Source organism: Pseudoalteromonas arctica A 37-1-2 (assembly GCF_000238395.3).
Classification (GTDB): domain Bacteria; phylum Pseudomonadota; class Gammaproteobacteria; order Enterobacterales; family Alteromonadaceae; genus Pseudoalteromonas; species Pseudoalteromonas arctica.
In genome coordinates this window covers 1-15645 of sequence record NZ_CP011025.1, presented here as the reverse complement: position 1 = coordinate 15645, position 15645 = coordinate 1, and the positions used below count along the sequence as shown (strand labels likewise).

At 39.4% G+C, this 15645-nt stretch carries 11 protein-coding genes; 3 read left to right on the top strand and 8 right to left on the bottom strand.

Going from position 1 to position 15645, the window contains the following annotated elements; translation table 11 throughout:
• Positions 1-136 precede the first annotated feature (136 nt).
• The 3 genes from fadB (at position 137) to tusA (ending at position 4029) form a co-directional block, all read left to right on the top strand.
• Positions 137-2296: a fatty acid oxidation complex subunit alpha FadB gene (fadB, locus tag PARC_RS00055; protein ID WP_010555154.1), complete on the top strand. Its 2160-nt coding sequence runs from the start codon at positions 137-139 to the stop codon at positions 2294-2296.
• Positions 2297-2300: 4 nt separating this feature from the next.
• Positions 2301-3470, top strand: coding sequence for an acetyl-CoA C-acyltransferase FadA (gene fadA / locus PARC_RS00050; protein ID WP_007584192.1), 1170 nt, complete (start codon positions 2301-2303; stop codon positions 3468-3470).
• 316 nt (positions 3471-3786) lie between these two features.
• Positions 3787-4029: a sulfurtransferase TusA gene (gene tusA, locus PARC_RS00045; protein ID WP_010555153.1), complete on the top strand. Its 243-nt coding sequence runs from the start codon at positions 3787-3789 to the stop codon at positions 4027-4029.
• On the opposite strand, the gene PARC_RS00040 is transcribed toward tusA, so the two are convergent.
• The 8 genes from PARC_RS00040 to dnaA form a co-directional block, all read right to left on the bottom strand.
• Positions 4026-5729: a hypothetical protein gene (locus PARC_RS00040; protein WP_010555152.1), complete on the bottom strand. Its 1704-nt coding sequence runs from the start codon at positions 5727-5729 to the stop codon at positions 4026-4028. The two genes, tusA and PARC_RS00040, sit on opposite strands and share 4 nt — an antisense overlap.
• A gap of 57 nt (positions 5730-5786) precedes the next feature.
• Positions 5787-6236, bottom strand: a complete 450-nt coding sequence (locus PARC_RS00035; RefSeq protein ID WP_010555151.1) for an early set domain-containing protein — start codon at positions 6234-6236, stop codon at positions 5787-5789.
• 75 nt (positions 6237-6311) lie between these two features.
• On the bottom strand, positions 6312-8384 hold the full coding sequence (gene glyS / locus PARC_RS00030; protein WP_010555150.1) for a glycine--tRNA ligase subunit beta: 2073 nt from the start codon (positions 8382-8384) through the stop codon (positions 6312-6314).
• Between the two features lie 2 nt (positions 8385-8386).
• The gene (glyQ, locus tag PARC_RS00025) at positions 8387-9289 is read right to left on the bottom strand and encodes a glycine--tRNA ligase subunit alpha (RefSeq protein WP_007584197.1); all 903 of its coding nucleotides are present in this window, start codon (positions 9287-9289) and stop codon (positions 8387-8389) included.
• A gap of 142 nt (positions 9290-9431) precedes the next feature.
• On the bottom strand, positions 9432-11858 hold the full coding sequence (gene gyrB / locus PARC_RS00020; RefSeq protein ID WP_008172005.1) for a DNA topoisomerase (ATP-hydrolyzing) subunit B: 2427 nt from the start codon (positions 11856-11858) through the stop codon (positions 9432-9434).
• 12 nt (positions 11859-11870) lie between these two features.
• On the bottom strand, positions 11871-12965 hold the full coding sequence (gene recF, locus PARC_RS00015) for a DNA replication/repair protein RecF (RefSeq protein WP_008138030.1): 1095 nt from the start codon (positions 12963-12965) through the stop codon (positions 11871-11873).
• Between the two features lie 15 nt (positions 12966-12980).
• Entirely contained in the window at positions 12981-14084 is a 1104-nt protein-coding gene (gene dnaN, locus PARC_RS00010) for a DNA polymerase III subunit beta (RefSeq protein ID WP_010555149.1), read from the bottom strand.
• Positions 14085-14097: 13 nt separating this feature from the next.
• The gene (gene dnaA, locus PARC_RS00005) at positions 14098-15486 is read right to left on the bottom strand and encodes a chromosomal replication initiator protein DnaA (RefSeq protein WP_010555148.1); all 1389 of its coding nucleotides are present in this window, start codon (positions 15484-15486) and stop codon (positions 14098-14100) included.
• Positions 15487-15645: the final 159 nt, after the last annotated feature.

The following is a 15645-nucleotide window of genomic DNA, read 5'->3' as shown; positions in this document are numbered from 1 at the left end:
CCAAACCAGCTATATTTTAACCAGTCGATTGTAACCGAGTTAAATTTTTCGTTGCATTTTTAATTTAAAGCAAGCACACTGATTGAAATGCAAACTCATCGTACCAGTCTTAGTTCGTCAACTAGGGAGAATAATAATGTTATATAAAAGCGATTCCTTTGAAGTTAGCTTCCTAAAGGAAAACATCGCCGAGTTTAAGTTTTGTGTTGCAGGTTCTGTAAACACATTATCTCAAAAAACTCTTTCAGATTGCGCAGCAGCATTAAAAGAATTAGCTGCCAATACTGATATCAAAGGCATGATTTTTACCAGTGATAAAGACCACTTTATTATTGGTGCCGATATCTTCGAATTTTTACCTACATTTACTAAACCTGAAGAAGAATTAGTAGTGTGGATCAAAAACGCAACCGACGTTTTTGATGCAATCGAAGATTTACCATTCCCAACTCTAAGCGCTATAAACGGTATGGCACTTGGCGGTGGTTGTGAGTGGGCACTTGCTACCGATTATCGTGTGGCAAGCGAAACAGCTAAAATGGGCCTACCAGAAGTTAAACTTGGCATAATACCTGGTTTTGGTGGCACAGTGCGCTTACCACGTATCATTGGCGCCGATAACGCGATGATGTGGATTACCTCAGGCGCAGAAAACCGCGCAGCAGATGCCCTTAAAGTAGGCGCGTTTGACGCGGTAGTTAGTGCTGACAAACTTTTAGAGTCAAGTGTATCAACACTTGAGCTAGCGATTTCTGGCAAGCTAGATTGGCAAGCAAAACGTAACGTAAAACTACAGCCACTTAAATTAAACCGTGTTGAGCAAGGCATGAGCTTTGCTATGGCAGAAGGTATGGTAATGGGTAAAACCAAAGGCCACTATCCTGCACCGGTTATGGCTGTACGTACTATTAAAGCAGCGGCAAACTGTACTCGCGATGAAGCGATGGCAATCGAAAACGCTAACTTTGCTAAATTAGCACGTACACCTGAAGCAGCTGCACAGACAGGTATATTCCTAGCTGACCAATACATTAAAGGTAAAGCACGTAAATTTGCTAAACAAAGCGATGTAGAAATTAAACAAGCCGCTGTATTAGGTGCTGGTATTATGGGTGGCGGTATTGCATACCAGTCTGCTTATAAAGGCACACCTATTATAATGAAAGACATCCAACAAGATGCGCTTGATTTAGGTATGGGTGAAGCGTCTAAGTTATTAGGTGCAAAAGTTAAGCGTGGCCACATGCCAATGGAAAAAATGTTGGCAACACTTAGCAAAATTAAGCCAACACTTAACGCGTCAGACCTACAAAGTGCCAACATTATTGTTGAAGCCGTTGTAGAAAACCCTAAAGTTAAGCAAGCAGTACTCGCTGATCTTGAAAAGACCATGCCAGAAGGCACGGTACTTACTTCAAACACATCAACTATTTGTATTGATTTACTAGCACAAGCGCTAGATAAGCCAGAAAACTTCTGTGGTATGCACTTTTTCAACCCTGTGCCAAAAATGCCATTAGTAGAAATTATCCGTGGCGCAAAAACCTCAGATAAAACAATTAATGCAGTAGTTGATTACGCACTTAAATTAGGTAAATCGCCAATTGTTGTTAACGATTGCCCAGGCTTTTTTGTAAACCGTGTTTTATTCCCTTACTTTGCAGGTTTTAGCAAATTAGTGGTTGAAGGCGCTAACTTTGCAAAAGTAGATAAAGTAATGGAAAACGTATTTGGCTGGCCTATGGGTCCGGCTTACTTACTTGATGTTGTAGGTATTGATACAGCATTCCATTGTACTGGCGTAATGGCTGACGGTTTCCCTGAGCGTATGGCGCGTGCTGATAAAGACCCAGTGACTATTTTTGCCAACGAAAAACGTTTTGGTCAAAAGAACAAAGCCGGTTTTTACAAATACGAAACAGATCGTCGCGGTCGTCTTAAAAAGTCTCATGACGAGACAGCAGTTGAGCTACTAAGCCCAATTACAGACGCACCAAAAGAATTTGATAAACAAGAAATCATCGACCGTTGTATGATTCCAATGATTAACGAAGTGCTACTGTGTTTGCAAGAAGGCATTGTTGCCTCTCCGCAAGAAGCAGATATGGCATTAGTTTACGGTGTTGGTTTCCCTCCATTTAGAGGCGGCGCGTTCCGTTACTTAGATCAAACTGGTTTAGCTAACTTTGTTGCAGCAGCAGACAAATACGCTCACCTAGGTGCGATTTACCAAGTATCTGAGCAAACTCGCAAGTGGGCCGAAGAAGGTCGTGTTTTCTATAAGGTGGAAGGTTAATATCATGAATAATCCAGTAATTGTAGATTGTATCCGCACACCAATGGGTCGCTCTAAAAGTGGTGTATTCAAACATAAACGTGCTGAAGACTTAAGCGCACATTTAATGAAAGGCTTACTAGATCGCAACCCAGCAGTTGATCCAGCATCAATTGACGATATTTATTGGGGTTGTGTACAGCAAACATTAGAGCAAGGCTTTAACGTAGCACGTAACGCAGCACTACTTGCCGGTATTCCACACAGCGTACCTGCTGTAACGGTTAACCGTTTATGTGGATCGTCAATGCAAGCATTGCATGACGCTGCACGCGCAATAATGACAGGCGCTGGCGACACTTACCTAATTGGTGGTGTTGAGCACATGGGTCACGTACCTATGACTCACGGCAACGACTTTCACCCAGGCCTTGCAACAACGATTGCACAAGCATCTGGCTCAATGGGTTTAACAGCAGAATACCTTGCAACACTTCATGGCATTAGCCGTGAGCAACAAGATGAATTTGCTTATCGCTCACATCAACGTGCACAAGCTGCAACTGTTGAAGGCCGTTTCCGTCGCGAAATTTTAGCAATGGAAGGTCACGCAGCAGATGGTTCTCTTATATTAGTTGAAGACGACGAAGTAATTCGCCCAGAAACAACAGTAGAAGGTCTATCAAAGCTTCGCCCTGTATTTAATCCTGCATCAGGTACGGTAACAGCCGGTACGTCTTCTGCACTTTCTGACGGCGCATCTGCAATGTTAGTAATGAGCGAAGAAAAAGCAAAAGAACTTGGCTTACCAATTCGTGCGCGTATTAAAGCAATGGCAGTCGCTGGTTGCGATCCATCAATTATGGGTTACGGCCCAGTACCAGCAAGTAAAAAAGCACTTGCTCAAGCCGGTATTACAATTGATGACCTAGGCGTAGTAGAACTTAACGAAGCCTTTGCAGCACAATCATTACCTGTAATGAAAGATTTAGGGTTAATGGATGTTGTTGACGAAAAAGTGAATTTAAATGGCGGCGCAATCGCACTTGGTCACCCTCTGGGTTGTTCGGGTTCGCGTATTAGCACATCGCTTATTCACTTAATGGAAGACAAAAATGTACGATACGGTTTAGCAACTATGTGTATTGGTTTAGGCCAAGGCATTGCCACTGTATTTGAACGTGTTCAAGACTAATTAGTTTTAAACATGTAAAACCATCTTGGTGATTAAAAAGGCGGACTGATTTTATTCAGTTCGCCTTTTTTATTAGCTTTAATTAAGTGAAAACGACCCTTTATCAAACAAGCATGTAACAGCGTAATTATGTGATCGGGCGTATTATTAAATAAAGTCTTTTGCAGCAATAAAGTTTCAAATAATATGGGCATATTAAGATAAGTAAAATAGTTAAATTACACTTAAAATTGCGTTAAACTCCCAAACTTATTAATTGCTATACCTAAGCACTCGCGTACACAGCAATCACTTTAATTAAACAGGCCAATTTATTATGAGCTTTGATAATCCCGATCACCAATTAGATGCCATAGGTCTTCGCTGTCCAGAGCCAGTAATGATGGTACGTGCTGCTATTCGTAAAATGAGTGATGGTGAAACGTTATTAATAACCGCAGATGACCCATCAACCACTCGCGACATTCCGAGTTTTTGTACGTTTATGGATCACACGCTGGTGGCTAAAGATGCAGAAGAAGCACCGTATAGGTATGTGGTAAAGAAAGGTTTGGATTAATCTTTTTGAGAATTTTCCATTGTATTTATAATTAAATTTAAACTTTCGATTAATTGGTTTAAAAAACCAATTTTTAAACCACATTTCTGCTGCGTGTATTCAAAAAGCCCTTTTTTTATATTTACTAGAAAACTTAGCTCTTCAATAAGACTACTATTATTAAAGTTTACTTTATATCTATCCTCTACAAAATTTCTAAATAAGTTTACTTGTTGTATTGACCAGTGTTCTGTTAATGCTTGGACAAACTTATTCGAATTCTGAAATAAAGAGAAAAGGCTCGCTGCTCGATATTCCTTGTAAACCCTTGAATCTAAATCACTTGTCCAACCTTTAAGAATTTCACCTTCTAGATATTTTATTTTTTCTCCTTGCTTAACTTCTTTTAATTCATCCAGAACACTTTCAAATTTTTGATTTAATTCCTCGCTATAAAATTGCCCTGTTCTATAACCTCTTCTTCCACTCATTGGTGCCGAAGTATCAAAAACATTTGGCAGATAGTTTTTCAAGATGCTTTCTACTAGAGAGCTTTCAGTTGTAGGTATCCATGCGAGCTCTTCTATAAACTTATATTTATCTAGCTCACATATAACGTCTACAGCATAAAACCAACGTAATAATTCTGGGTTTTCTTCATTAGTGATAATACTTTCTAATGACTGCAGGTATTCATATATTTGAGCTTCATCTATTTCGGTTAAAACTTTTGCCCCTCTAGATAAAAGTAGATCGAAAGTTAGTACTTTTACTGGATAATAACTTTTTAAGACGTCTTCAAACTCAAGTGACTTACTTGAAACTATATGGTCAACCAAAATTGTGGATTCGATTTCAGGTAGATTGGGCTGACTCTCAGTTACCATATCCCTAGCTTGGGACTTTATTTTATCAATATCAAAACCTATATCCATTTGCATATAGTAAATACTTACCACATCCTTAAACAAAGACTTTCGGCCTTTTATAACATCAAGATTATTGGTTGAGTTATCTTTCTCTACTTCCTCAATTAAAGACAAATATTTACTTTTTGCTCGTTTTAATATTCTTATATTTCTTAGCTCTAATTTATTAAGTACCTCAACCCCGTAAGTTGCAATATCCGCTATATTTTCTTTCACGATCTGAAAAAAATCATCTTCATTAATTTTAAACTCAACTGTACCAGAAAAATTTTTTTCAATTAAAGTATGTGTATTTTCAAACTTCAGCTCATTTACGTTTGTTGCGAAAATAAATTTTAACTTATCATTCTTTTGAGAAAGGCTTTGACAGATCCCCATTATTTCCTTTGCTAGGTTGGGTTTAACAATCCTTTCAACATCATCAAGTACAATTATTCTATTCTTAATAGATGAAATAGCCTTTGCAACTGCAGCACCTTTAAAGCCAGAAACTAAACCTGAGATTAAACCTTTGTTTTCCTGATTAAAGTTCCCTAGTACATTTTGTAATCCATCTAGAAAAGAACTTGAATCTTCTGCCTTAATATTCTTATTAAAAAAGAATTTCGAAATTAAATTAGAATAAAAATCATCTATCGAGCCTAAGCCATTTAAAGATAAATAAAGGTATTCGTCATCGGTTAATAAATTATTCTCTATCCAGAATGTCTTACCTGATCCCCATGCACCATTTAGTAATACCATTTTAGGCATCGAATCATCTTTCAATAAGTACTCTATTTTATCTTTCATACAACGTCCTTGTCACAAATCCATTAATTCACTCGATCAGCTTTAAAAATACAGCTATCACTTCTTCGTTATCGTCACTTGTGGCTTGTCGTAGTCACTGTAATCAATACTTACTATGTATGTGCCTTTGATTGCTGGTGTGAAACTAAAGTAGTTATAAATAGTATTACAGTCTGCGATAGCTGGCTGGCCGAGTGTTAGGCTTTGTCCTGCTGGTTGTGCATCGCTGTAACCACAGTTGTAGCCTTCACTAAAATCGGCATCGGCTATTTTAAATTCGTACACTTTACCAGGCGTACTAAATTTAACTTGCGCTTGATAAAGCGCGGGTCCAACTGGCGCAAACTGATACTGGGGTTCTGCATCCCACAGTGTAAAGTCGCCACGTAAGTAAATTGTGCGGTCAAGCTCTTGCTGTGGCAATACATCGTTAATCGAAATTTGGCTTGTACAGGCAGTAAGTAAACCAGCAATTGCTAAAGTTAAAATTCGTTTCATAGAAATCATCAATGGGGTTTCCTTTGCATACAGTGAAAACTAAAAAGCCAGCAAAACGCTGGCTTTTAAAATTGCTAATCGGTGTTATTTTTGTAAAACAGAAATATCTGCAATACCTAAAAACAATCCGCTTAACTGGCTTAGCAGCGCAAGACGATTTTGCTTAACAGCTTCATCGTCGGCCATAACCATTACGTTGTCAAAAAAGTTATCAACACTTTCGCGAATACCTGCCAATTGGCTTAATGCTTCTTGGTAGTTTCCATCTGCGTAAAGTGGTGCAAGGTCAGTGGCAAATTTTGCTACTTGTGATGCTAATACTTTTTCAGCGTCGTCGCTTAATAAGCTCTCATCAACACTACCTTGGCTGGTAATGTCGTTTTTAGCCAGAATATTACCTACACGCTTATTAGCTGCTGCAAGCGCTTCTGCTGCGTCTAATGTACGGAAGTGGCTTACGGCTTTAACACGGCGATCAAAATCAACAGGTTTAGTCGGACGACGTGCAAGCACTGCTTGAATTACGTCTACTTCAATACCTTCGTCTTGATACCAAGCACGGAAGCGCCCTAGCATAAATTCAAATACGTCAGTTGATACATTTAAGTTAGTTAACTTGTCGCCAAACAATGTTTGCGATTTAGCTACTAGGTCTAAAATATCAAGTGGTAGTTCTTTTTCTACCATAATGCGAAGTGCACCAATAGCAGCACGACGAAGAGCAAATGGGTCTTTGTCACCTTTAGGTGCCTGGCCTATACCAAAAATACCCACCAGCGTATCAAACTTATCAGCAATAGCTACTGCACAGCTAATTAAGTTTGTAGGTAAGTTGTCGCCTGCAAAGCGTGGCATGTACTGCTCGTTTTGCGCTACGGCTACATCTTCGGCTTCACCATCGTGGCGAGCGTAATGCATTCCCATTACACCTTGCACGTCGGTAAATTCCATTACCATTTCAGTCATTAGGTCAGTTTTACTTAATAAGCCTGCACGCTGTGCTAGGTCTTTATCAGCACCTAATTGCTCAGCAATGTAACCCGCAAGTTCACTAATACGCTGAGACTTATCTTTAAGCGTACCAAGTTGCTTTTGGAACAATACGCTATCAAGCGATTCTAATCGGCTTTCTAGAGTTTTCTTTTTATCTGTTTCAAAGAAGAACTGTGCATCGGCTAAACGCGGGCGCACTACTTTTTCGTTACCAGAAATAACCACACTTGGATCTTTACTTTCTATGTTAGATACAAACAAAAATTTATTTAAAAGTTTGCCGTTTTGATCTAATAACGGGAAGTATTTTTGATCGTCTTTCATGGTATAGATTAACGCTTCGGCTGGCACATCTAAAAATGCTTCTTCAAATGTTGCCGTTAAAGTAACTGGCCACTCTACAAGTGATGTTACTTCTTCTAGTAAATCTTCATCCATAGCAACAATAGCGTTAACTGCTTTTGCAGCTTCTTCTATTTGTGTACGAATTTGCGCTTTACGTTGTTCGTAATCAGCAATAACGTAGGCAGATTTAAGTACGTCAAAAACGTCATCTGCATGGTTTATACTAATTTTTTCTGGGTGGTGAAAACGATGACCCTGAAGCTGGTTAGTTATTTTCTTACCAAGGATCTCACCTTCAAGTAACTCATCACCAAACAAAATAGTTACCGTATGCACAGGACGAATAAATTGTGTTTTATTCGCGCCCCAACGCATTGGTTTAGGAATTGGTAATTTAGCCAACGCTTTAGTAATTGCACCTGTCATTAGCGTTTTAGTTTCTTGCCCTGCTACTTTAGCAATGTGCAATAACCATGCGCCTTTGTCTGTTTCGAGTGTTTGTGCATCTTTTACTTCAATACCACAACCACGTGCCCAACCCATAGCTGCTTTTGTTGGGTTACCGTCACCGTCAAATGCGGCTTTAGTTGCTGGACCGCGTTTTTCAACTTCTTTGTCTTGTTGCTTAGCTTCAAGCGCTTTTACTTGTAAACCTAAACGACGAGGCGATGCATACCAGCTTACGCCTTGATGTGCTAACTCTAGTGTTTCTAGCTCTGCAGTTAAGTTTGCAGCAAAAGCTTCTGCTAATTTACGCAGCGCTTTTGGTGGCAACTCTTCTGTGCCAATTTCTACTAATAAATTTTGTGCTGACGACATACTTACTTATCCTTACACAGCGGGAAACCAAGTGCTTCGCGTTTGTCATAGTAACTTTGTGCACACGCTTTTGATAACGCACGAACGCGTAAAATATAACGTTGACGTTCGGTTACCGAAATTGCGTGGCGTGCGTCTAGTAAGTTAAATGCGTGCGATGCTTTCATTACTTGCTCGTAAGCCGGTAGTGGTAAGTTTGCTTCAATTAACTTTTGGCTCTCTGCTTCACATTTATCAAACTGAGCAAATAAGTCTTCTACGTTTGCGTGTTCAAAATTGTAAGTAGACTGCTCTACTTCATTTTGATGGAACACGTCGCCGTAGGTTACGCGCCCTAGTGGACCGTCTGCCCATACTAAGTCGTAAATACTATCTACGCCTTGAATGTACATTGCTAAACGCTCTAGGCCGTAAGTGATCTCACCCGTTACTGGTGAACACTCAATACCACCAACTTGTTGGAAGTAGGTAAACTGCGTTACTTCCATGCCGTTTAACCAAATTTCCCAACCTAGGCCCCACGCACCTAACGTAGGTGATTCCCAGTTGTCTTCTACAAAGCGAACTTCGTGAGTTAGTGTATCGATACCCATAGCCGCTAAAGAGCCTAAATAAAGCTCTTGGATGTTATCTGGCGATGGCTTTAAAACTACCTGAAATTGGTAGTAGTGTTGTAAGCGATTTGGATTTTCACCGTAGCGACCATCGGTAGGACGACGACACGGTTGCACGTATGCACTCGCCATTGGCTCTGGACCAATAGACTTTAAAAAAGTTTGCGGGTGAAATGTCCCTGCGCCCACTTCCATATCAAGTGGTTGAATAATGACACAGCCTTGCTGCGCCCAATAATCCTGTAAAGCCAGGATCAAACCTTGAAAGGTTTTTACGTCATATTTTTGCATATTTGGCTTTTTACTATCTAAGAAGTAGCGTGAAAATTACCCTTAGTATACCGTGTGTACACTCAGGTTTTAAGCAGTTTGTGTAATTGAAGAAAATAAAAAAGGAGCCATTAGGCTCCTTTTTCTATGTAAGCAATATTTTTTACACGTCTAAGTTAACTACACGTAGTGCGTTCTTTTCAATAAACTCACGACGAGGCTCTACTTGGTCACCCATTAAGGTCGCAAATAATTGATCCGCGCCAACAGCATCTTCGATCGTTACTTGTAACATACGGCGAGCACTAGGATCCATTGTGGTCTCCCAAAGCTGGCTTGGGTTCATTTCGCCCAGTCCTTTATAGCGTTGAATATAGATCCCGCGCTTCGATTCTGTGATCAACCATTCCAAAGCATCCACAAAGTTATCAACAGGTTTTGTTTTCTCACCACGTTGAATATATGCACCTTCGCTAAGGATGTTTGCGATGTTAGTACCAGTCACAGCAATGCGTTGGTAGTCACGTGACGCAATAAAGTCATAATGAAGTACGTGTGCTTTATCTACACCGTGCTGACGAATATTCACAACCGGGTAATACATATTACGCTCAGCATCATGCTCTGTACCAGCATGGAAAATAGTCGCATCTTCATCACGTGCAATCAGGTCGTCAACCAACACTTTAGTCCAAGCAATTACTTTAGCTTCATCTGAAAGGTCATCAGTTTTCAATTCTGTTTGATAAATTAAGCGTTCCATTACCGTGTTAGGGTATTTACGCTTTAAACGCTCAATTACTTTAACTGTGTTTTGATAATCGTGAACGATTTCTTCTAGTGCCTCACCTTCAAGAGCTGGTGCATCTGTACTTGCATACAACGCTGCACCATTAAGAGCAAGCGATGTTAGGTATTCAACTAATGCAGGGTCATCTTTAATATAACGCTCTTGCTTACCTTTTTTCACTTTATAAAGTGGTGGTTGAGCAATGTAAATATAGCCGCGTTCTACAATTTCAGGCATTTGGCGATAGAAGAATGTTAATAGTAACGTACGAATGTGAGAACCATCCACGTCCGCATCGGTCATGATGATGATACGGTGGTAACGTAATTTCTCAGGGTTATATTCGTCACGACCAATACCACACCCTAATGCAGTAATTAGTGTTGCTACTTCTTGTGAAGATAACATTTTATCAAAACGTGCTTTTTCTACGTTTAAGATTTTACCTTTAAGCGGAAGAATAGCTTGGTTTTTACGGTTACGTCCCTGCTTGGCTGATCCGCCAGCAGAGTCCCCTTCCACTATATATAGTTCAGATTGGGCAGGATCTTTTTCTTGGCAATCAGCTAGCTTACCAGGTAAGCCTGCTAAGTCCATTGCACCTTTACGACGTGTCATTTCACGGGCTTTACGCGCCGCTTCACGAGCACGTGAGGCATCAATAATCTTACCTACAACAATTTTGGCATCAGTTGGGTTTTCTAATAAAAACTCAGTGAATTTTTCAGCCATTGCTTGTTCAACTGCAGACTTAACTTCACTTGAAACAAGCTTGTCTTTAGTTTGCGATGAGAACTTAGGATCAGGAACTTTAACACTAACAACAGCCGTTAAGCCTTCACGGGCATCATCACCGGTAGCATTGCTGGTTGTTTTAGCTTTTTTGTTAAAGCCTTCTTTTTCCATGTAGTTATTAAGTGTACGTGTTAGCGCTGATCTAAAACCGGCTAAGTGAGTACCACCATCACGTTGTGGAATATTATTTGTGAAACAGTAAATGTTTTCTTGGTATGCATCATTCCACTGCATTGATACTTCAACGCTAATACCATCTTCTTCACGTTCGTGAGTAAAATGGAATACACCTTTATGTATAGGTGTTTTATTACGGTTTAAGTATTCAACGAAAGCTTGAATACCGCCTTCGTATTTAAAGTGGTCAGATTTATTTTCTTCACGTTCATCATTTAAAATGATGCTCACACCTGAATTTAGGAATGAAAGCTCGCGTAAACGCTTAGCTAAAATTTCGTAATGAAAATCTAAGTTTGTGAATGTTTCACCACTTGGCCAAAAACGCAGTTCTGTTCCAGTCGTGTCCGATTCACCAATAACAGCTAAAGGTGCATCTGGAACACCCATAGTGTAAAACTGCTCATGAAGTTTACCTTCACGGCGAACTGTAAGTTTTAGCTTTTCTGAAAGTGCATTTACAACAGAAACACCAACACCGTGTAAGCCACCTGATACTTTATAAGAGTTATCATCAAACTTACCACCAGCATGAAGTACCGTCATAATAACTTCGGCTGCTGATACGCCTTCTTCTTCATGGATAGAAGTTGGAATACCACGACCGTTATCTCGTACTGAGACAGAACCGTCTAAGTGAATCGTTACATAAATATCATCACAATGACCTGCTAAGGCTTCATCGATCGAGTTATCAACGACCTCAAACACCATGTGGTGTAAGCCTGTGCCATCATCGGTGTCCCCAATATACATTCCAGGACGCTTTCTTACTGCGTCTAATCCTTTAAGTACTTTAATACTCGACGAGTCATAATTCTCAGACATGGTTAATCCCACTTATCTTGTTATTAGGTTGCCATGTTTCACGTGGAACATTTGTAGTTCTCGTTGCATGGGTTCCACCACAGCAGAAATACTTTCAGACAAAATTGAAGAGATAAAAATTTGAGAACTGCAGTGAGCAAGTAATTGTCCCACTTTCTCTTTTGTATCTTCGCCTAACTCTGAAGGTAGATCATCTATTAGCAATATAGATTGCTTATCTGTCTCTGACTCAATTAAGCTATTTTGCGTAACTTTTAACGCATATAATAGTAACTTCAATTGACCGCGTGAGAATGTATTCTCCACGCTGTTGCCAGCGACACTAAAACTAAAATCGGCCTTATGAGGGCCTTTACTTGTAAACCCTTGGCGAGCATCTCGCTCAAAGTTTTGCTCTAACGCATCTGCAAGAGATTCGGTCTCTTTCCAACCTGCGTTAAAGGTCATTTCTAAATCACGTACAAGCGTTAATTCTGCACACATTTTATCAAAAAACTGCTGCTTAAACCTACTTATATACGCCAATCTTAATTTATTTATTTCTTCAGCCAGTCTAACAAATTCTTTGTCCCAAAACTTAATTTGGTCAAAATAATTCTTGGGCTTAGTTTTTAACAATGCATTACGTTGTTTAAGTACTTTATTGAACGATTGCCATAAAAAAAAGAACTCATGTTCCACGTGGAACAAACCTAAATCTAAAAACTTTCTGCGCTCTTTAGGCCCACCGAAAAATAAAGAATAGCTCTCTGGTGTAATAATTTGCACTGGCATGAGTTGAGCTAGTTCGGATATTTTACGGCTCGCCTTACCTTGAATTTTTAAATTAGTTTCACCCGTTTGGGTTTTACTAATACCAATTGGAATAGATAAGTCGTGTATTGTTTTGCGCCCGTGAATTACAAACTGCTCTTGCTGATGCGCGATAATACTTTTGTGTTTTGGAGTACGAAAAGATTTGCCGTGAGAAAGGTAATAGATAGCCTCTAAAAGGCTGGTTTTTCCGCTGCCGTTTTCACCATATATTATATTAACGCCGTTAACTGGTTCTAGCGTCAGCGCCTCAATATTACGAAAATATTTGAGGCTCAAATGACTTAAGCTCATTATGTATTTATAGTCTTATAAACGCATAGGCATAACAACGTACATTGCTTCTTCATCGCCTGCACCTTCAATTAATGCACTGCTGTTTGAGTCAGCTAATGTAAATAGTACGTCTTCTGTTTTTAATGTGTTTAGTACGTCTAATACGTAAGACACGTTAAACCCTATTTCTAGGTCAGCACCTTCGTAACTTACTTCAACAACTTCTTCAGCTTGTTCTTGCTCTGGGTTGTTGGCCGTAATTTTTAATAAACCGTTTGATAAGTTTAAGCGTACACCACGAAACTTTTCATTAGATAAAATAGACACTCGTTGGAACGCATTACGTAACCATTCTCGGTTAGCTGTAATTACTTTGTCGCCACCACGCGGTAATACACGACGGTAATCGGGAAAACGCCCATCAACCAGTTTACTTGTAAATGTAAACTCAATATCAATAATACGGATATGGTTAGCACCAAACTGAATTGTTACCAATTCATCGTCAGCTACCATAAGGCGCATAATTTCTTGCACACCTTTGCGAGGTATAATTAATTGACGTTGTGTATTAAGCGATTGCGTTAATTGCTTTTGCGCTATAGCTAAACGGTGACCATCTGTTGCTACTGTTTTTATATCGGTATTATCTACTTCAAACGACATACCATTTAAGTAATAACGTACGTCTTGATTTGCCATCGAAAAATGCGTGCTTTCGAGTAACTTACGAAGCTCTAAACGAGTTAGTTGAAATTCAACCTCTCCGTCCCACTCTTCTAAATTAGGAAAATCATCAGCCGATAAAGTAGTTAATGAAAAACGGCTTTTACCACTGGTTAAAAGTAATTGATGCTCTTGCAAGCTTAAAGTAATGTCTGAACCATCTGGTAGACTTTTACAAATATCGAGTAACTTTTTAGCGGGTAACGTTAGTTTTGTATCGGCAATATCATCACCTACAAATACGCCAGAAACTAATTCAATTTCAAGGTCAGTACCCGTCATTGAAAGTTGTCCGTTTTCTACCACTAACAAAACGTTAGATAAAATTGGCAACGTGTGTTTGCGCTCTATTGCGCCCGACACTTGCACCAATGGCTTTAAAAATTGTTGTCTTGATATTGTTATTTGCATAATAAAGTCAGCCCTAAGATGACAATGTTCTTATTAAGTTTTGGTAATCTTCTTTAATTTCGTGGCTTTCGTCACGTAGTGATTTTATCTTACGACATGCATGTAATACGGTCGTATGATCGCGCCCACCAAATGCGTCACCAATCTCAGGTAAGCTGTGATTAGTTAATTCTTTAGACAATGCCATAGCTACCTGGCGTGGTCTCGCTATAGAGCGGCTGCGGCGCTTAGATAACAGGTCTGATATACGAATTCGATAGTACTCAGCAACAGTGCGCTGAATATTGTCTATGGTAACCAGTTTATCTTGCAAGGCAAGTAAATCGCGTAGCGCTTCTTTTACAAAATCGATTGAAATAGGACGACCGGTAAAGTTCGCATTAGCGATTACACGGTTAAGTGCCCCCTCTAGTTCACGAACATTTGAACGTAATTTTTTGGCAATAAAAAAGGCAACTTCGTGTGGTAAGTTAATCTTACTTTGCTGGGCTTTTTTCATTAAAATAGCAACGCGTGTTTCAAGCTCTGGTGGCTCAATCGCAATTGTTAATCCCCAACCAAAACGTGATTTTAGCCTGTCTTCAACCCCTTCAATCTCTTTAGGGTAACGGTCAGAGGTTAAAATAATTTGTTGGTTGCCTTCAAGCAATGCATTAAAGGTATGAAAAAATTCTTCTTGTGAACGCTCTTTGTTAGCAAAAAATTGAATATCATCAATCATTAATGCATCAACACTACGGTAATAACGCTTAAATTCTTCTATCGCATTATTTTGAAGTGCCTTTACCATGTCTTGAACAAAGCGTTCTGAATGCATGTAAACAATTTTAGCATCTGGCTTATTTGCCATAATGCCATTACCTACTGCATGTAATAAGTGAGTTTTACCTAAACCAGTACCACCGTATATAAATACAGGGTTAAAAGCAGAGCCAGGATTGTCGGCAACCTGTGTGGCCGCAGCTTTTGCTAATTGGTTTGATTTACCTTCAACAAAGCTATCAAAAGTATAGTTTTCTTTAATGTTAGATTTGTAACCTGACTTAGGTGCAGGTTCAACAACTGGCTTTTGCTCGCGAGGCTGTTGTTTTGCTGAAGCGTGTGCACTTGGTGCCGATTGAGTTTCTATAACCGGTGCAGCTTGTGCATTTAATAAAGGCTTACTACCTACATCAAAACGTAGTTTTGGTGCTTCAACACCACAAATCTCTACTAGTAATTCGTTAATTCTATTTAGGTACTTTTCTCTCACCCAATCAAGCACAAAGCGATTAGGTGCATAAATCGTCAAGGTATCTTCGGTACTTTCTGCTTGTAGCGGTCTTACCCACATACTGAATTGCTGCGAAGGCAACTCATCTTGCAATACATATAAACAACTTTGCCAAACCGACAGATACACAGTTAAACTCCCAGAGATATAATTTTTATTCCCGCACATCATTAATGATTATAAATCATACATTTATTGCGTTCAAATGGTCCAATAAGCGACCCAAGACCGCGTATTATGAAGACACTTTATCCACAAGTAAAAGATTGATTTTTATAAAATTGTTGA